This is a genomic window from Streptomyces sp. CB02009 (assembly GCF_001905825.1).
In the GTDB taxonomy this organism is placed as follows: domain Bacteria; phylum Actinomycetota; class Actinomycetes; order Streptomycetales; family Streptomycetaceae; genus Streptomyces.
Genome location: NZ_LIVV01000001.1, coordinates 1,298,589 through 1,315,901, shown reverse-complemented (window position 1 = coordinate 1,315,901; position 17,313 = coordinate 1,298,589). Strand labels below are relative to the sequence as shown.

Here is a 17,313-nt window from a genome sequence, read left to right as displayed (position 1 = left end):
GTTCACGCCACCGAGTGGACGCCGGGTCTGCTGTCTTCCTCACCGGCGGCGCCGAGCTGGGCGCTGAGCCCCGCGAGGCCCCTGGCCAGTGCGCGTCGTTCCGTGGATGTCATCTTGTCGATGGCCTCGTGGAGCACGCTGTCGCGCTGCTCCCGTATGCGTTGCAGATGCCGTTTGCCCGCGCCGGTCAGCCGCAGGGCGATCTCGCGACGGCTGTCGGGGGACGGCATGCGTTCGAGGTAGCCGATCGCCTGCAGGCGATCGCACATGCGGGTGACGGTCGGGGGCGCGGCGGCCAGCAGGTGGCACACCGTCCGCATACGGATGCCGTCCTGCCGGTCGACGACGTACATCAGGCGCAGTTGTGACGCCGAACTGGGCCCGATGGCCTCAGCGGTGGCGTTTCTCGCGTGCTCCCACATCACGTCGAGGAGTTCGGTTATCGAGCCGGCTGACTGGGTCACCTCGTGAACCGTCCCGCCGGGGGCGTCGTCCGGTGCGCTCATGTTGGCCCCTCACTCTGCTCTTCCGCCCGGTGATCGGCCGGGCTGTGGCTCAGGTGCTGACGTCCGGCCGGGTGGGGCGGAGCGCTGCGGTCTCCTCATGCGCCGGCTGCTGTCCCGCGCCGGCGACGGGAGGCGCCGTGAGGTGGTCGAGCGTACCGGTGAGCTGCAGTATTCGGTCGAGATTCGCCGGGCGGTCCTCCAGATGCAGACGTACACCGGCGGCGGTGGTGCGACGGCTGATCATCAGCAGGGCGGACAAGCCCATGGAATCGATCGTTCCGAGCCCTCCGCACTGCAGATGGAGGTCCCTCAGCCCGGGTACGGCGGCGATCCGGGCCGTCACCTCGTCGACGAGGAAGTCCGCGGTCTCGTGGTCGAGATCGCCTTCGAGCTCGACGCGGACACGGCCCTCGGTGTCGACGCCGGTCAAGCGCAGATGGTCAGGGGGTGGTGAGGTCATGCGGTGTTCCCGGCTTCGGTGGAGTGACGGCTGGTGACTGCTTGCGTCGCGGTACGGAGGATTCGGGTGGCCCTGGGGAAGTCCTGGAGCTCCAGGGAGAGCAGACGGAGGGCGGGCGGGAGGCTCTGAGCGGGCACACCGCGCGAGGTGAGGACGTGTTCCGTCCACGTGATGAACTCGACGAAGAGCTCTTCGTCATCGAGATAGAGGGCGGTGGCAAGGAACTCGACGATGGACGCGAGGTCCTCCGCGGTACGCTCGCGCTGGAGTTCGCTGTAGCGGCGCATGGCGGGAAACGCACTGTCCAGGCCGGCGAAGACCGCACGCACCAGCGAGTCTCTGTTGCGGGTGACCAGCGTGTACTCCTGGTCGGCCAGGTGGGGCAGGTCGTCGCCCTGCCGGTGATGGGGCCGGGGGCGTGGCAGCGGATCACGCGCGAGGCGGTCGGCGGCGCCTCGGGCGTCGGGAGCCCAGACGTCGGCCCCGAGAAGGCGCGCGTACCGGCCCGCCGGTCCGAAGGCGGCGCCGCCGACGAGCACGGGAACCCCGATGGCCTGGCACGCGGCGATGGCCGCGTGCGCGGCGGGCAGTCTCGTGGCGACGGAGCCGGAGAGCGCGACCGCGTCGGCACCGACGGTGTGGAGATGGGCGATGAGGTGCGGAGTGGGGAGCTGGGCTCCGAGGTAGTCGACCCGCCAACCGCGCAGCTTGAGCACCTCGGCCAGCAGCCGGGCGGGCAGCGCATGCCACTCGCCGTCGACACAGGCCACCGTGATGCGGCCCCGGGTGACGGTCGTACGGGCCGAGGGGTGGTCGCCGAGGGAGGTGATGACCCGCTCGTTGATCGCGGTCGCCGCGTGCTCCTGAGCGACGCTGAACCGGTTCGCCGCCCACTCCTCGCCGACCTTGCCCTGCACCGCCGCGATCACATCGAGCAGGACGCTCTCCGGGTCCGTCCCCTCGTCGAGGGCACCCAGCACCAGCTCGGTGGCGGAGCGTTCCTCTCCGGCCGAGACCGAGTTCCACAGGTGGTCCGCCAGCTGCTCCAGGGACGGAAGGCGGGTCGGGACAGTCGTGTTCATCCGGTGAATCTGCCCCGAGTGTGTCCGTTCACCGCGCTCAGATGGTGTGTTCGGGGCGCGGCGATCACGACGACGGCCATGTCGTCGTGATGCCGTTCACCGACCCACTGGGCGGCCAGCATCTGCACGTGCTCGACGATGCCTTCGGCGGGCATGCTCGCGCAGGTGGAGAGGGCGCGCCTGAGCCGCTCGTCCCCGAACAGGACGCCGCCCATCGGGCCGCCCTTGGCTTCGGTGATGCCGTCGGTGTACAGGACGCAGCACTCCCCCGGGGCGAGGGTGACGGCAGCGGTGTGGGCGGACACCTCGTGGATGGCCCCGACCAGGGTTCCGTGGGTGTCCGCCTCCTCGACGGTGCCGTCCGCGCGGACGATCAGCGGCGGAGGGTGGCCGGCGCTGGTCAGTCTGAGGTCCACTCCGCTGCCGCGGCGGACGGCCGAAGCCAGGACCAGGGTCGCGAACCGTGCGTGACGGGAGTCCAGGAGCGCGGTGTTGAGCAGGGAGAGCATCCGCTGGTGATCGTCCGCGAGGGGCAGCAGGGCGTGCAGCGTGCTGCGGATCTTGCCGGTGAGGACGGCGGCCTCCAGCCCCTTGCCGCAGACGTCGCCGAGAGCGACCAGCGAGGCTTCGCCCTCGACCGGGGCGGGGTGCACGTCGTAGAAGTCGCCTCCCACGCGCTCGTGGTCGGCGGACGGCCGGTAGCCGCCGGCGAAATCCACGCCGGACACCTGGTGCAGGGCCGGGGGCAGGAGTTCGCGGGTGAGCACCTCGGTGATGGCGGTCTGCTCGGCGTAGAGGCGGGCGGCCGACATGGCCGCTCCCGCGCGAGCGGCGAACAGCTGGGCGAAGACCTCCTCCTCCTCGGTGAAGGCGCCGCTGCGTGCCCTGCGCAGCAGGACGAGGGCACCGGCCGGGACGCCGTGCCCGGGCAGCGGTGTGATCACCATCGATCCGACCGGGCCGAAACCCTCGGGCACCATCCACCGCGGCGCCGTCGACGGATCGATCCACCGTGAGGGCACGGGCGGAAACCCCCGCAGGGCCTCGCCCAGACCCGGTACGTCGTTGGGGTCCGCCGTCTCGTGCGCCAGGCTGGGCACCCCGCCCCGCAGGCACGTCACCACGGGCATCCGCTGCCCGCGCGTCGGCGCGATGACCAGGGCCGCGTCGGCGAGGCTCTCCGCGGCCATCCGAGCGGTCACCTCCATGCAGCGCCCCAGGTTCAGGGAGGAGAGCAGGGCGCTGGAGGCCTTGGCGAGGAACGCGGTCCGCTCCCGCTCCAGGTGCAGGGCGTCGCGGACCAGCTGATGATCGGTGTCGTCCACCAGCCACCAGGCGATCGTGCCGTCGTCGCGCACGCTGGGATGTGCCTCGAACCGGCGCCCGCCCAGGGCACCCGAGAACGACGCCCGCGTCTCCGTCGCGGGTTTCTGGCGAGGAAGACGAACCGTGCGGTGGGCCGCGTCGAGCCAGGAAGGGGCCACTTCGGCCAGGGATCTTCCGGGCGTGGCCTGGGGCAGAAGCACGGCAGCCGCCTTGTTGCACCGCACGAGGGTGCCACGGGCGTCCACAACCAGGACCGGGTAGGGAGCCGTACCCCAGGGGAAGTCGGATTCCGGCTCCGCGACGCTGCGCGCTCGGGTGTGATCCAAAAGTATAGGAACCGCTGTGCGGATCCCTCACCTCATCGACTCGACGAAACGTTGCTCGAAGACAACATTCCCCTACGGCGTCGCCCCCTGGCAAGCGGACCTCGCCCCACCGGCCGCGCCGCACGGACCACGCGGGCGCTCTGACCTGCGCTCATGCGGCGTCGGCCGCACCGGCGCCGACACGCCGCGCCGCTGGGCCGTTCTCACAGGAAGCGACGGATCGGCACGACGGCCGCTTCCATGGCCCGCTGCAGGAGATCGCGACGCTTCCAGCGGCCGGGCTGGATCTGCTCGCTCTTGCTCCGGTCCTCTTCGAAGTGGCCGTCGAGGGTGGCGGTGAACTCCCGGTCGAGGACGGCGAGCATGACTTCCTCGTCGTGGTCCAGCGAGCGCCGGTTGAAGTTGGTCGAGCCCACCAGCGAGGCGATCCCGTCGACGGTGATGGTCTTGGCGTGCAGCATCGTCGGCTGGTACTGGTAGATCTTCACACCGCAGGCCGTCAGGTCCTCGTAGTAGCGCTGCCCGGCGAGCTGGCAGACCCGCTTGTCGGTGTGCGGGCCGGGCAGCAGGATCTCCACGGCGACGCCGCGCCGGGCGGCGTCGCAGAGGAGTCCGGTGAAGTAGCTGTCGGGGGCGAAGTAGGCGGTGGTGAGGCGGACTCGCTCCTCAGCGGACTCCAGGACGACGCGGATCAGGGTCTGCATGTCCTGCCAGCCGAAGGAGGCGGAGCCGCGGACGACCTGGACGACGGAGTCGCCGCGGTGCTCGCCGTCGACGAACCTGTCGCGGTCGTCGAAGAGTTCGTCGTGGCACTCGGCCCAGTTCTGGGCGAAGGCGGCGGCCAGGCCGTCCACCGCCGGTCCGGTGACCTGGACGTGGGTGTCGCGCCACTCGTTCTCGTTGCGAGCGTCGCCGCACCATTCCTCGGCTATGCCGACGCCGCCGGTGAACGCGGTGCGCTCGTCGATGACCAGGACCTTGCGGTGGCACCGGTGGTTCTGCTTGAGCGGCGAGAGGAGGAGCGGCTTGCGGAACCAGGACACGTCCACCCCGGCCTCGCTCATCAGGTCCAGCTCCTTCTTCTCGATGAGCCGGCAGCCGAAGCCGTCCAGCATGAGCCGCACCCGTACGCCGGCGCGGGCACGCTCGGCGAGTGCCTCGGCGAACTCGTGCGCGATGTCGCCACGCCAGTAGACGAACGTCATCATGTCGACGGTGTGCTCCGCGCCCCGGATCGCGGCGAGCATCGCGTGGAAGATCTCGTCGCCGTTGCGCAGCGCGGTGAGCGAGTTCCCCTCGGTGGCCGCGATGCCGATGAGCCGCTCCAGCCTGCGTCTCAGCCGCAGGGAACGGGCCTCGTAGAGTTCCGCGGCCGGGCCCTCGGGGCCGTCCGTGACCGTGTGCTCAATTGTCTGGGACATTCTCCACCTGTACGTGTCCGGGGGGGCGACGACTGCCGTCGATCCGGTACGGCGATCGAGCGGCAGGGTCGTTCTGCTGCGCGCGATCGGTTCGCGCGCGCAGCCACGCCTACCCCCGAGTCGGCCGTCCAGACCTGCCTTCGACGTGCAGTGCCTCCACACGGCGACGGCGGGCCGGTGATCCGGCCCGCCGTCGTACGGATCCACGGGATCCGCCGTCGCTCTGATCCTCCGGGCCCGCAGTCCCCCGATCGCTCCGGGCCCGCCGTCGCTCAGGTCCTCCGGGCCCGGCGGAGCGAGGTCAGGGCGTAGCAGGCGAGCAGGACGACGGTGAAGGCGAGGCCGATGCCGGCCGCCTGGCGCATGTCCGGGACCTCGACCGCGGTGGCGGCGACGGCCAGCACGCCCACCCCGGCCACGACGGCGAGCTTGCTGCCCCCGGGGACGCTGAACCCCGTGAACTCCTCGGGATGCGTGTCCCGGTGCCGCCGGAAGGCGATGTACGAGGCGAGGATCAGCAGCCAGACGAGCAGCACGGCGAAGAGGGCGATCGACATCAGGATGCCGAAGATGCCGCCGATGTCGTAGAAGGCGAGCAGGGCGGCGGCCGCGATGCCCAGGGTGGAGGCGGCCAGGGCGTTGGCGGGGACGCCGCGCGAGGTGAGGCGGGCCAGGGGCGCCGGGGCGAGGCCGTCGTCGCCGAGGGAGTGCAGGAGCCGGGAGGCGCCGTACAGATGGGCGTTCGCCGCGGAGACGGCCGCGATGAGCACGACCATGTTGGTGAGGGTCGCGGCGGCAGGGACGCCGATGTCGGAGAAGACCCGCACGAACGGGCTCGCCTCGACACTGCCGTCGCCGGCGGCCAGGCGCCGCCATGGGATCAGGGCCACGACCAGGGTGATCGCCAGGACGTAGAAGACGCTGAGCCGCCAGGCGAGCTGGCGCATCGCGGTGCGGATGGACCGCTGCGGGTCGGTGGCCTCGGCCGCGGCGATGGCGACGACCTCGAACCCGGCGTACGCGAACATGACCACGGACATGGCGATCCAGACGGACTTGGCGCCCTGCGGCATGAAGCCGCCGTCGTCGGTGAGGTGGGCGAAGCCGGTGGCCGGGGTGTCCGGCAGGCCGAAGAAGACGAGGAACGCCGCGCACAGGATGAACGCGCAGAGCGCGGTCACCTTGATGGTGGACAGCCAGAACTCGGTGGTGCCGAAGGACTTCACGTTGATGACGTTGACCGCGAGCACCACCGCGGCGACGGCGAGGATGGCCGCCGACATCGGCACGCCCGGCCACCACCAGCGGATGTAGAGCGCGGAGGCGACGACCTCCGTGCCGATCACGACGACCGCGCTGAACCAGTACGTCCAGCGGGTGACGAAGCCGGCCCACGGGCCGAGGTAGGTGTGGGCGATGGCGCCGAAGGAGCCCTGGACGGGATGCGCGGCGGACATCTCGCCCAGCAGGACCGCGATGACGGCGACCAGGACGGCGCCGATGGCGTACGAGAGGATCACCGCGGGGCCCGCGGCGGATATCGCCGATCCCGAGCCGAGGAACAGGCCGGTGCCGAGCGCGGAGCCCAGGCCGATCATGGTCGTCTGGCGGGGCGTGAGGGAGCGGACGAGGCCCGTGGCCTTCGCCGACTCACCCGTCTCGCCGTGCACAGACGTCGGGGTGGGAGCGGTCGCCGGGTCCTGGGCGGGTCTTTCCGGAGCGGTCATGGCAGGAGTCCTTCGGTACGGGGGTGCGGAGCGGGAGGGTCCCGTGGGGGTGGGAGGGGCCGAGGGGGCCGGCACGGCCGGCCCCGACGGCGAGCCGCGAGTCAGAACTCGCTGGTGCGGAAGGGCTTCTCGGGCCGGTTCAGGTCGGGCCTGCCCAGGACCTTCGGCGAGGAGAGCGCGTAGATGCCGTGGTTGGTCAGCACCCAGGCGATGTTGCGGTCCCACTCCACGTACACCCCGTGGGTCTGGTTGCCGTACGCGTAGTCCGGGGTGCCGCCGCCGTACGCCTTGGGGACGAAGTAGGCGTCGATCTTCGGTGCGGCCGGGTCGGAGACGTCGAAGAACTGCACACCCGCGTTGTAGAAGCCGTAGCCGAGCACGCCCGGGGTGTGCCGGCCCGGGTTGGTGTAGGAGCCGGTGCGCTTGGGGCCGAAGCTGCCGCGGCGCTGGCAGAAGTCGGTGAAGCCGGCCGACGCGGGCGGGGTCGGGCGCGGCAGCACGCCCACGACACGGGGGTTCTTCGGGTCCTTCGCGTCGATCTGGTAGACGTCCTTGTAGGGCTCGTAACAGTCCTCGGTGAGGGGGTAGCCGGAGTAGTAGACGATCCCGGTCCTCTCGTACTGCGAGACGTCGATGTTGTCGCCCTCGGTGCCCGCGACGGACGGCGGCAGGTCCAGGTGGCTGACGGTCCTCAGGTCGGCCGGGTTCGAGATGTCGAGGACGGTCAGGCCGTAGCCGCCCATGGCCGCGAACGCGTAACGGCCGCCCTGCTCGACGGGCTTGGGGATGAAGAGCGGCATGCGCGCGCCCATCCAGCTGGTGCGGTTGCCGCAGCGCGGGTTCTTGCGGTACGCCGCGTCCTCACCGGTGCGCTGGCCCGGCAGGTGCCAGGTGTCGAGCAGTTTCGGGTGGGCCGGGTCGGCCATGTCCCAGGACTGGTAGCCGGCCGAGTGCAGGTTGGTGGGGTACTCGGTGCGGGAGTACGTGTCGTCGGGGGCCGTCGCGATGAACATGTACCGCTGACCGGTCCAGTACGGCGTGTCGAGGGAACCGGAGCCCTGCTGCGCCGTGCTCGGGTCGCTCTTGAGCGGGTCCTTCTGGGTGGCGTCGGTGGAGACGGTGGCGAGGAGTTTCCAGTCCTTCTTGCGGGGGCCGTCCAGCCGGAAGACCTTGAAGCCCTTGAGTCCGGGCTTCTCGCGCAGTTTCCTGACGCCCTCCGGGTTGTTGTACTTGTCGTGCGCGGGGTCGTCCGTGAGCTCCTGGATCTGCCGCTTGTCCTCGAAGCTCTGCACCATGACGTAGGCGTCGAGCTTCTTGTTCCACTGGATGGTGGAGGCGCCCCAGTAGTCGCCGGCCGCCCAGGTGCCGTTGGCCCGCGTCTCGTCGCCGTCCACGTCCTGGCGGCTCATGCGCTCGACGACCTTCACCTTCCTCACGTCGGTGATGTCGTAGACGCGGCCCTCGGAGCGGTCGTACTGGAACATGTAGCGGCGGCCGTCGAAGTCGACGATGTTCTGCCAGGTGTGGAAGTAGTCGGGGGTGAAGTCGGCTCCCTCGTAGGCGGCTTCGACCTTCATGTTCTTGATGTACGAGCGGGTGTCGTAGTCCTTGTTGCGACCCGGGAACGAGTGCTCGTGCTCCTCGTCGACCGGTGTGAGGGCGGGGTGGCGGAAGGTGTCGTCCAGCTGCATGCCGTACGCGCCGGGGTCCGCCGGTTCGGGGCGCCGGTCGGCGCAGACCTCCGGGATGTTCGGGTCGGAGGCGGTCTTCGCGGCGGTGACCGCGGTGGTGGCGCCGGAGCTGCCCGGCACGAGGAGGCTCGCGGCGGTGGCGGCGGCGACGGCCGTGGCCAGGGTCGCTCTGGTGCGGAGTGATCGCATGGTTGTCCTAGGGTCTCGGCGGCGGAGAACGGACGTACGAGGGGTGTCGGCCGTGTCGGTGCACGACGCGGTACGCCGGCACGGCGGGGTGACCGAGCGGCGTGGGCCCGGTCGCGCGGTGGTCGGCTGCGTGCGGTGACCTCGGGGATCGCGCGAGCCGGGTGGGGGGTGCGGAGGGGTCAGGTGACCGTCGGGCGCTGCTGGTACGCGGCGGCCCTGTGCGTGCCCGTGAGCACGATGTCCCGCAGCTCGCGCACGGCGTGCAGCACGTCCGCGTGGCTGAGGTAGAGGGCGTTGAAGCCGAACCGCAGCAGGTCGGGGGCGCGCATGTCGCCGATCACCCCGCGCGCGGTGAGCGCGGCGACCAGCGGGTACGCCTCCGGGTGCCGCAGGGCGACCTGGCTGCCGCGGCGTCCGGGCTCGCGCGGGGTGGCCATGGTGAAGCCGAGGCCGTCGAGGAGGGAGTCGGCGCACTCCTGGAAGAACCCGGTGAGGGAGAGGCTCTTGGCTCGTACGGACGCCATGTCCACGCCGTCGTAGGCCGTCAGCGCGGCTTCCAGGGCGACCAGCGAGAGCAGGGCCGGGGTGCCGATACGGGCCCGGGTGATGCCCTCGGCGGGGGCGTACGCACCGGACATGGCGAACGGCTCGGCGTGCCCGTGCCAGCCGGTGAGGGGATGGTCGAAGGCCCGCTGGTGGCGGGCGGCGACGTAGGCGAAGGCCGGCGCGCCGGGGCCGCCCGAGAGGTACTTGTACCCGCAGCCGACCGCGAAGTCCGCTTCGACCGCGTCGAGTGCGATCGGCAGGGCGCCCGCCGCGTGGCACAGGTCCCAGTGCGCCAGGGCGCCTGCGGCATGCGCAGCCGCGGTGAGTGCGGCCATGTCGTACAGCTCGCCGGTGCGGTAGTCCACCGGGGCGTAGGCGGCGACCGCGACGTCCGCGCCTTCGGCTGCGAGCACCGCGGCGGCCTCGCGCGCGGGTACCCGGCGGACCTCCAGGTCCAGGAGGCGGCCGACCGAGTCGGCGATGTACTGGTCGGTGGGGAAGTGGTCGGGGTCGGTCAGGATCAGGCGTCGGCCCGGGCGCATCCTGGCCGCGGCGAGCAGGGTGTTGAACAGCTGGACGCTGGTGGAGTCCCCGGCCACGACCTGGCCCGGCGCCGCGCCGATCAGCCGGCCGACGGCGTCGCCGGTCCGCACCGGCGCCTCCCACCAGCCGTTGGCGTTCCAGGAGCGGATCAGGTCGGTGCCCCACTGCCGGTGCACGGCGTCCTCGACGGCCGGGGGCACGGCCGCGGGCAGCGCGCCGAGGGAGTTGCCGTCGAGGTAGACGACCCCTTCGGGGAGGAGGAAGCGGTCCCGGACGTGGGCGAGGGGGTCGGTGGCGTCCAGTGCGGCGGCGCGTTCGGTCCGCGCGGCGGTGAGCTTCTCGGTGGTTGCGGCGTCGAGGGTCTCGACGGGCGTCGCGGTGGGGTTCCCGTTCGGTGTTCCGTTCGGTGTTCCGTCAGGCATGAGGTCACTCCGTCGGTACGAGAGGGGTGGCGGGCGGGGCGGCGAGCGCGGGAGCGGGGGCGTCCCGCTCGTGGACGAGGTCCAGCGCGATGTCGGCGAGCAGGTCCTCCTGTCCGCCGACGAGCCGACGCCGGCCGGCCGCCACGAGCAGGTCCCGGGTGTCGAGACCGTGTCGCAGCGCGGTGGCCTCGGCGTGCCGCAGGAAGCTGGAGTACACCCCGGCGTAGCCCAGGGTCAGCGTCTCCCGGTCGACCCGGACGGGCCGGTCCTGCGTCGGCCGTACGAGCTCTTCCGCGGCGTCCATCAGCGGGAACAGGTCGCAGCCGTGCTCCCAGCCCATCAGGTCGAAGACCGCCACCGTCGGCTCCAGCGGCGCGTTCCCGGCTCCGGCGCCCTGGCCGGCGAGCGAGGCGTCCACCCGATGGGCGCCCGCCTCCACCGCGGTGATGCTGTTGGCCACGCCCAGGCCGAGGTTGTGGTGGGCGTGGATGCCGATCTCGGTGGCGGGGTCGAGGACGTCGCGGTAGGCGCGGACCCGGTCCCGTACGCCGTCCATGGTGAGCCGGCCGCCGGAGTCCGTGACGTAGACGCAGTGGGCGCCGAACGACTCCATGAGGCGGGCCTGGGCGGCCAGTTCGGCCGGGGATGCCATGTGGGACATCATGAGGAAGCCCGCCACGTCCATCCCCAGTTCGCGGGCCAGCCCGATGTGCTGGGCGGAGATGTCCGCCTCGGTGCAGTGGGTGGCGACGCGCACGGAGGTGACGCCGAGGGTGTGGGCGCGGCGCAGGTCGTCGGCGGTGCCGACACCGGGCAGCAGCAGGGTGGTGAGCCTGGCCCGGTCGAGGACCTCGGCCGCGGCCTCCAGCCATTCCCAGTCGGTGTGCGCGCCGGGGCCGTAGGTGACGGAGGAGCCGGAGAGGCCGTCGCCGTGGGCGACCTCGACGGCGTCGACGCCTGCGGCCTCCAGGGCTGCCGCGATGCTCCGGACCTGGTCGAGGGTGTAGCGGTGCGACACGGCGTGCATGCCGTCGCGAAGGGTGACGTCCTGGACGTAGACCGAGGTCATCGGGCCGGACTCCGTTCGGCCAGGCGCTCGGCGGTGCGCAGCGCTGCGGAGGTCATGATGTCGAGGTTTCCGGCGTAGGCGGGGAGGTAGTGGGCGGCGCCCTCGACCTCCAGGTAGACGGAGACGAGCAGGCGTCCGCCGCCGGCCAGGCGGGTGAGCGGGTCGTCGGCGGCCAGCCGGCGGAACTGGGGTTCCTGCTTGAGCCGGTAGCCGGGCACGTACGCGGCGACGGAGGCGGCCATCGCGTGGACGGAGGCGGCGACGAGCGCGGTGTCGCAGTCGTCGACGACGCAGTGCACGGTGTCGCGCATCAGGAGGGCCGGCTCGGCCGGGTTGAGGACGATGATGGCCTTGCCCCGGGCCGCGCCGCCCACCTGTTCCAGGGCGCGGGCGGTGGTCACCGTGAACTCGTCGATGTTGGCCCGGGTGCCCGGGCCCGCCGACCGCGAGGCGATCGAGGCGACGATCTCGGCGTAGTGGACCGGTGTCGTGGCCGCGACGGCGGCGACGACGGGGACGGTGGCCTGGCCTCCGCAGGTGACCATGTTGAGGTCGGGGGCGTCGAGGTGTTCGTCGAGGTTCACGGGCGGGACGACGTAGGGTCCGAGGGCCGCAGGGGTGAGGTCGACGATCTTCTTTCCGTACGGGGCGAGGGCGGCCGCGTTGCGGTGGTGGGCGGCTGCCGAGGTGGCGTCGAAGACGAGGTCGATGTCGTCGAAGTCGTCGAGCGCCAGCAGTCCCGCGACACCGTCGGCGCTGGTCCGCACGCCGAGCCTTCGGGCGCGGGCGAGTCCCTCGGACTCCGGGTCGATCCCGATCATCGCCGCGGCGGTGACGTGTCCCGCCCCACGGACAATCTTGATGAGGAGGTCGGTGCCGATGTTGCCCGACCCGATCACGGCTGCCTTCATCGGGCGGTCTCCTTCAGCAGCGGGGTGAGCCCGAAGAAGCGGACGGCGTTGCCGCCGAGGACGGCCTCCGTCTCCTCGGGGGTGAGCGTGCTCTCCCGGACCAGGCGGCCGATGTCCTCCTCACCGAGCGGGAACGGATGGTCGGAGCCGAGCAGCACCCGTTCCGCGCCCATCACGTCCACGAGCAGGCGCAGCGCCCCGGGGTCGAAGACCGCGGAGTCGACGGAGAAGCGCCGGGTGTAGTGCGAGGGCGGGTGGGGGCTGTCGGCGCGGACCAGGTCGCGACGGTGCCAGGCGTTGTCGGCCCGGCCCAGGAGGTACGGGAAGCTGCCGCCGCCGTGGGCGAAGAGCAGGCGCAGCGAGGCCGGCAGTCGCTCGAAGGCGCCGGAGAGGATGAGCGAGAGGATGGTCAGATGCGTCTCGGAGGCCATGCCCGCGAGCCAGGCCAGCATGTACCGGGAGTAGCGCGGGCCGGCCGGCAGGTCCCAGGGGTGGACGAGGACGGCGGCGTCCTCCTCCGCGCAGTGCGTGAGGAACTCCAGGAGCGCGCCGTGGTCGAGGTCACGGTCGCCGAGGTGGTTGCCGATGTGGACGCCGTGGAAACCCTGCCGCATGGCCTCGCTGAGCAGGGCGCAGGCGGCCTCGGTGTCCTGGAGCGGCACCTGGCAGAGCGGGGCCAGCCGGTGCGGGGCGTACGAGCCGTACGCGAGGAGGCCGGAGTTGACCGTGCGGCACCAGTCGGCGGCGCGCTCGGGGTCAAGGCCGTAGCCGAAGAGCAGTGGGGTGCTGGACAGCACCTGGATGTCCACGCCGAGCCGGTCGAGGTCGGCGACGCGCTCGGCCGGGTCCCACAGGGTGCGGCGCACCGGCCGGTACTCGGCGGACCCGGTCATCATCATCCCGGCGCCGGGGCCGTCCGTGGTCCGCAGCCAGGGGCCGTCGTCGGAGCCGGTGAGCCGCCGCGACTCGGCGCGGCCGATCTCCGGGAAGACGTGGGCGTGGATGTCGACGACGGTCATGCGCCGCCCGCCTCGTCGCGGCGCGTGCGCGGACGCAGCTCCTCCGGCCAGTCCTTGCCCGGGTGCGCCGCGCCGCAGTGTCCGCAGGTGCGCGCCGCCTCGTCCCCGTAGAAGGAGTCGAACACGGGCGGGAGGTCGTCGACGATCGAGGTGAGCTGGACCTCGCTGCGGTGCACCAGGTGGTGGCACTCCATGCAGTACCACTCGAAGGCGTCCCGGCTGCCCTGCGGGCGGGCGAACTCGACGACCAGGCCGACGCTGTCCTCCTCGGGCCGCTGGGGCGAGTGCCGTACGTGCGGCGGGAGGAGGAAGACGTCTCCCTCGCGGATGTGGATGTCGCGCGGCGGGCTTCCCTCCTCGTCCATGACGCGGAGCACCATGTCGCCCTTGAGCTGGTAGAAGAACTCCTCGATCGGGTCGTCGTGGAAGTCGGTGCGGCGGTTGGGGCCGCCGACGACCGTGACCATCAGATCGGCGTCCTGCCAGATCTGGACGTTGCCGACCGGCGGCTTGAGGAGGTGGCGGTGTTCCTCGATCCAGGCGTGGAGGTTGAACGGTTTCATGGTCACGACTGCGGTTCCTTGTTCGGGGAGAGGGGAGCTTCGGCGGCGCGCGGGATGTGGGCGACGGCGCTGATCTCGATCAGGAGGTGCGGGTGGGGAAGCTGGTGGACGGCGACGGTGGTGCGGGTGGGACCGGTCTCGTCGAAGTACTCGGCGTAGACCTCGTTGTAGCCGCCGAAGTCGTTCATGCTGACCAGGTACGCGGTGACGGACACCAGGTCGGCCGGGCCGCCGCCGGCCGCGCCCAGCAGTCGTGCGATGTTGTCGAGCACGGCCCGGGTCTGGGCGCGGATGTCGAGGTCCGTCACGCCCATCGCGTCGGCGCTCGCGCCGACGAACGTGCCGTCGGGGCGGCGCGCGCTCGTACCGGAGACGAAGACCAGGTCGCCCGCGCGCCGGAGGTGGGGGAACCGGCCGCGCGGCGGGGCGGCACCGGGCACGATCACGCGTCCTCCCCGGTGGTGAGGTGGACGGTGCCCAGGCCCGCGACCGTGGCCCGCACGTGGCTTCCGGGCGGCAGCGGCACGGCGGCGGTCGCCGCGCCGGCGAGGACCACCGTGCCGGGTTCCAGCGCGCCGGCGAGCCGGGCCGCGGCGGCGAGGGCCCGCAGCGGACTCCCCAGGATCGCCGCGGTGGAACCGGTCTCCGCCAGGCGCCCGTCGACCTCAAGGAGGACACCGAGGTTGTCCAGGTCGCCCGGAGCGCTCCAGGGTCCCACCGCGTACCCGGCGGCGGAGGTGTTGTCGGCGATCACCTCGGGGAGGGAGAACCGGAAGCCGTGGTAGCGCGAGTCGATGACCTCCAGCGCCGGGGCCACCGCGGCGACCGCGGCCAGGGGGTCGCCACCGGGGCGCAGCGTGTCTCCGAGCAGGAAGGCGACCTCGGGCTCGACCCGGGGGTGGATCAGGGCGGTGGTGTCGACGCGCCCGCCGTCGGGAATCGCCATCCGGTCCGTCAACCGCCCGTGGATCAGGTCGGACACGCCCATCTGCCGCATCTTGGCCCGGCTGGTGAAGCCGAGCTTGAAGCCGGTGAGCCGCTCGCCGCGGGCCAGCCGCCGGGCGACCAGCGCCTCCTGGACGGCGTACGCCTCGTCGGTGTCCTTCGGTCCGCTTCCGCCGCCGGCCAGCGGGCGGCCCTCGCGCGCCGCCGTGTCGAGCGCCTCGGCCAGTGCCGTGATGTTCATCGGGTGTCCCCCTCCGGTCCGGTACGGCCGAACGCCGCGCGGACCGAGCCGAGTCCGTCGATGCGGGCTTCGAGCACGTCTCCGGGGTCGACGGTCGTCATGGGGCCGAGCGCGCCGGTGAGCACGGTGTCCCCCGCCCTCAGCGGGTGGCCGAGGCGTACGAGCGTGTCGGCCAGCCACACGGCGGCGTGCAGCGGGTTCCCCAGGCAGGCGGCGCCTGCGCCGGTGGACACGGGCTCGCCGCGCCGTTCGAGGACCATGCCGGCGGTCCGCAGGTCGAGTTCCCGCAGCGGTACGGGGCGGGTGCCCAGGACGTACGCGCCGCTGGAGGCGTTGTCGGCGATGGTGTCGACGGCCGAGATGTCCCAGTCGCGGATCCGGCTGCCCACGATCTCGACGGCCGGGAGCGCGAACGCCGTCGCTCTGATCACGTCGGCCACGGTGTGCCGCTCGTGGGTCAGGTCGTGATCGAGGACCAGGGCGACCTCGGCCTCTGCCCGGGCCTGGAGCACCGCTCCCCAGGGGATCTCCGCGCCGTCGGGCACCGCCATGTCGTCGGTGAGACGGCCGAAGTCGGGGGTGTCGACGCCGAGCTGGGTCTGGACGGCCGCGGACGTCAGCCCGATCTTCCACCCCGTGACCCGGCGCCCCTCGGCGCTGCGGCGCTCGCCGAGGACGGTCTGGACGGCGTAGGCGGCCGCCAGGTCCCCGGGGGGCAGCAGATCGCGGACGGGGGCGCAGGGAACGCCCGTCAGGCGCGCCGTGTCGAGGCGTTCGGCGGCGCTCGCCACCGCTTCGTCCACCGTGCTCACAGTTTCACGCACACATTCATCGGTTCGGAGAAGAAGTCGAGGGAGTGGTCGCCGCCCTCACGGCCGATGCCGGAGGCCTTCACGCCGCCGAAGGGGGTACGGAGGTCGCGCAGGTTCCAGGTGTTGACCCAGGCGATCCCGACGTCGAGGGCGGGTGCGACCCGGTGCGCCCGGCTCACGTCGCCCGTCCAGACCGTGGCGGCCAGCCCGTACGGCCCGGCGTTCGCGCGTGCCAGCGCCTCCTCCTCGGTGTCGAACGGCGCCAGGTGGACGACGGGTCCGAAGATCTCCTCCCGTACCGCCGGGTGGTCCTCCGGAAGCCCGGCCAGCACGGTCGGCTCCACCCAGAAGCCGCCGTCCCGCTCGTCGGAGAAGCGCGGGATCCCGCCTCCCGCGAGCACGTCGCCGTCGGCCGCGGCCTTGTCGAGGTAGCCCAGGACCTTGTCGCGGTGGGCCGCGGAGACCATCGGGCCGTAGCCGCTCAGCGACCGGGCGCCGGCGGCCAGCGCCTCGGCGAACGCGTCGAACACGGGGCGCTCCACGTACACCCGCTCGGTGCACAGGCACACCTGGCCGCTGTGGGTGAACGACGAGCGGAGGGTGCCGGCCACGGCCTGCTCCAGGTCCGCGTCGGCGAAGACGATCCCGGCGTTCTTGCCGCCCAGTTCGAACGAGACCGGGGCCAGTCGCGCGGCGGCGGCCCGCATGATCGTCGATCCGGTGCGCGACTCGCCGGTGAAGGCGATCGCGTCCACCCCCGGGTGCTCGGTGAGCCACTGCCCGGCGGCGTCCGCGCCGCCTCCGTGGACGAGGTTGAAGACGCCGGCGGGCACGTCCGCGTCCGCCATCACCTCGGCCAGCAGGCAGGCCGTGCCCGGTGTCAGCTCGGAGGGCTTGGCGACCACCGTGTTGCCCGCGGCGAGCGCCGGGGCCACCTTCCAGGTGAGCAGCAGCAGCGGCAGGTTCCACGGCGAGATCACCGCGACGACGCCGAGCGGCTTGTGCACGGTGTAGTTCAGCGCGCCGCAGCCGTCCGGGGTGGTCGTGTGCCAGGACCGCTCGCCGCGCCCGGCCAGGAGATCGGCGTACGAGCGGAAGTTGGCGATCGCACGCGGGATGTCGACCGTCGAGGCGAGTTCGCGGGGCTTCCCCGTGTCGGCGCACTCGGCGGAGACGAACTCCTCGACACGCCCCTCGATGCCGTCGGCGATCCGGTGCAACAGCCGCGACCTGTCCGCCGGGTTCCAGGACGCCCACGGGCCGCGCAGTGCGTCCCGGGCCGCGCCCACCGCGCGGTCGACCAGCCCCCGCGGAGCCGAGGGCGCTTCGCCGTCGACGGTCCCGTCGGCCGGGTCGACGAGCGGGAACGGGACACCCGAAGCGTCGAACTCGCCCCCTACGTAATGCCGCACAGGTGAGCGCACCTTGCAGACCTCCGATGCCGGGCCGGGGATTCGGTTCTGGTCCCCGGCGTGTGCCGGTATCGTGCACCCACCGAGCTATACCGAACCAAT

General features: G+C 72.2%; 16 protein-coding genes. All 16 read right to left on the bottom strand.

Going from position 1 to position 17,313, the window contains the following annotated elements; all coding sequences use genetic code 11:
- Nucleotides 1–2: 2 nt before the first annotated feature.
- Complete coding sequence (locus AMK27_RS05870) at nucleotides 3–506, bottom strand: MarR family winged helix-turn-helix transcriptional regulator (RefSeq protein ID WP_073903116.1); 504 nt, start codon at nucleotides 504–506, stop codon at nucleotides 3–5.
- A gap of 49 nt (nucleotides 507–555) precedes the next feature.
- The gene (locus tag AMK27_RS05865) at nucleotides 556–936 is read right to left on the bottom strand and encodes an STAS domain-containing protein (protein ID WP_308190012.1); all 381 of its coding nucleotides are present in this window, start codon (nucleotides 934–936) and stop codon (nucleotides 556–558) included.
- Between the two features lie 26 nt (nucleotides 937–962).
- Nucleotides 963–2,048 carry a cobalamin B12-binding domain-containing protein gene (locus AMK27_RS05860; RefSeq protein ID WP_073903110.1) on the bottom strand — a complete coding sequence of 362 codons (1,086 nt, stop codon included), beginning with the start codon at nucleotides 2,046–2,048 and terminating at the stop codon, nucleotides 963–965.
- Nucleotides 2,045–3,598: a PP2C family protein-serine/threonine phosphatase gene (locus AMK27_RS05855; RefSeq protein WP_073904005.1), complete on the bottom strand. Its 1,554-nt coding sequence runs from the start codon at nucleotides 3,596–3,598 to the stop codon at nucleotides 2,045–2,047. Before AMK27_RS05855 ends, AMK27_RS05860 begins: the two co-directional genes overlap by 4 nt.
- Before the next feature lie 305 nt (nucleotides 3,599–3,903).
- A complete protein-coding gene (locus tag AMK27_RS05850) occupies nucleotides 3,904–5,121 on the bottom strand; it encodes a phospholipase D-like domain-containing protein (RefSeq protein WP_073903107.1) in 1,218 nt (405 codons plus the stop codon).
- 272 nt (nucleotides 5,122–5,393) lie between these two features.
- Nucleotides 5,394–6,848 carry an amino acid permease gene (locus tag AMK27_RS05845; RefSeq protein WP_079188215.1) on the bottom strand — a complete coding sequence of 485 codons (1,455 nt, stop codon included), beginning with the start codon at nucleotides 6,846–6,848 and terminating at the stop codon, nucleotides 5,394–5,396.
- Nucleotides 6,849–6,949: 101 nt separating this feature from the next.
- On the bottom strand, nucleotides 6,950–8,728 hold the full coding sequence (locus AMK27_RS05840) for a hypothetical protein (protein ID WP_073903102.1): 1,779 nt from the start codon (nucleotides 8,726–8,728) through the stop codon (nucleotides 6,950–6,952).
- 179 nt (nucleotides 8,729–8,907) lie between these two features.
- Complete coding sequence (gene kynU / locus AMK27_RS05835) at nucleotides 8,908–10,239, bottom strand: kynureninase (protein WP_079188214.1); 1,332 nt, start codon at nucleotides 10,237–10,239, stop codon at nucleotides 8,908–8,910.
- A 4-nt stretch (nucleotides 10,240–10,243) separates the two neighbouring features.
- On the bottom strand, nucleotides 10,244–11,308 hold the full coding sequence (dmpG, locus tag AMK27_RS05830; protein ID WP_073903099.1) for a 4-hydroxy-2-oxovalerate aldolase: 1,065 nt from the start codon (nucleotides 11,306–11,308) through the stop codon (nucleotides 10,244–10,246).
- Nucleotides 11,305–12,219 (bottom strand): acetaldehyde dehydrogenase (acetylating), encoded by a 915-nt coding sequence (locus tag AMK27_RS05825; protein ID WP_073903096.1) that lies wholly within the window; start codon nucleotides 12,217–12,219, stop codon nucleotides 11,305–11,307. Before AMK27_RS05825 ends, dmpG begins: the two co-directional genes overlap by 4 nt.
- Nucleotides 12,216–13,238 carry an amidohydrolase family protein gene (locus AMK27_RS05820; protein WP_073903093.1) on the bottom strand — a complete coding sequence of 341 codons (1,023 nt, stop codon included), beginning with the start codon at nucleotides 13,236–13,238 and terminating at the stop codon, nucleotides 12,216–12,218. The genes AMK27_RS05825 and AMK27_RS05820 overlap by 4 nt, the downstream gene beginning before the upstream one ends.
- The gene (locus AMK27_RS05815; RefSeq protein WP_079188213.1) at nucleotides 13,235–13,807 is read right to left on the bottom strand and encodes a 3-hydroxyanthranilate 3,4-dioxygenase; all 573 of its coding nucleotides are present in this window, start codon (nucleotides 13,805–13,807) and stop codon (nucleotides 13,235–13,237) included. Before AMK27_RS05815 ends, AMK27_RS05820 begins: the two co-directional genes overlap by 4 nt.
- Nucleotides 13,804–14,247, bottom strand: a complete 444-nt coding sequence (locus AMK27_RS05810) for a RidA family protein (protein ID WP_073903090.1) — start codon at nucleotides 14,245–14,247, stop codon at nucleotides 13,804–13,806. The genes AMK27_RS05815 and AMK27_RS05810 overlap by 4 nt, the downstream gene beginning before the upstream one ends.
- Complete coding sequence (locus tag AMK27_RS05805; protein WP_073903087.1) at nucleotides 14,244–14,987, bottom strand: 2-keto-4-pentenoate hydratase; 744 nt, start codon at nucleotides 14,985–14,987, stop codon at nucleotides 14,244–14,246. Before AMK27_RS05805 ends, AMK27_RS05810 begins: the two co-directional genes overlap by 4 nt.
- A complete protein-coding gene (locus AMK27_RS05800; protein WP_241847319.1) occupies nucleotides 14,984–15,799 on the bottom strand; it encodes a 2-keto-4-pentenoate hydratase in 816 nt (271 codons plus the stop codon). Before AMK27_RS05800 ends, AMK27_RS05805 begins: the two co-directional genes overlap by 4 nt.
- Nucleotides 15,796–17,211: a 2-hydroxymuconic semialdehyde dehydrogenase gene (locus tag AMK27_RS05795; RefSeq protein ID WP_241847318.1), complete on the bottom strand. Its 1,416-nt coding sequence runs from the start codon at nucleotides 17,209–17,211 to the stop codon at nucleotides 15,796–15,798. The genes AMK27_RS05800 and AMK27_RS05795 overlap by 4 nt, the downstream gene beginning before the upstream one ends.
- Nucleotides 17,212–17,313 lie beyond the last annotated feature (102 nt).

Coding starts and splice junctions, on each gene's coding strand:
- AMK27_RS05870 (WP_073903116.1), bottom strand. CDS start 506: ATGAGCGCACCGGACGACGCCCCCGGCGGGACGGTTCACGAGGTGACC.
- AMK27_RS05860 (WP_073903110.1), bottom strand. CDS start 2,048: ATGAACACGACTGTCCCGACCCGCCTTCCGTCCCTGGAGCAGCTGGCG.
- AMK27_RS05850 (WP_073903107.1), bottom strand. CDS start 5,121: ATGTCCCAGACAATTGAGCACACGGTCACGGACGGCCCCGAGGGCCCG.
- AMK27_RS05845 (WP_079188215.1), bottom strand. CDS start 6,848: ATGACCGCTCCGGAAAGACCCGCCCAGGACCCGGCGACCGCTCCCACC.
- AMK27_RS05840 (WP_073903102.1), bottom strand. CDS start 8,728: ATGCGATCACTCCGCACCAGAGCGACCCTGGCCACGGCCGTCGCCGCC.
- kynU (WP_079188214.1), bottom strand. CDS start 10,239: ATGCCTGACGGAACACCGAACGGAACACCGAACGGGAACCCCACCGCG.
- dmpG (WP_073903099.1), bottom strand. CDS start 11,308: ATGACCTCGGTCTACGTCCAGGACGTCACCCTTCGCGACGGCATGCAC.
- AMK27_RS05825 (WP_073903096.1), bottom strand. CDS start 12,219: ATGAAGGCAGCCGTGATCGGGTCGGGCAACATCGGCACCGACCTCCTC.
- AMK27_RS05820 (WP_073903093.1), bottom strand. CDS start 13,238: ATGACCGTCGTCGACATCCACGCCCACGTCTTCCCGGAGATCGGCCGC.
- AMK27_RS05805 (WP_073903087.1), bottom strand. CDS start 14,987: ATGAACATCACGGCACTGGCCGAGGCGCTCGACACGGCGGCGCGCGAG.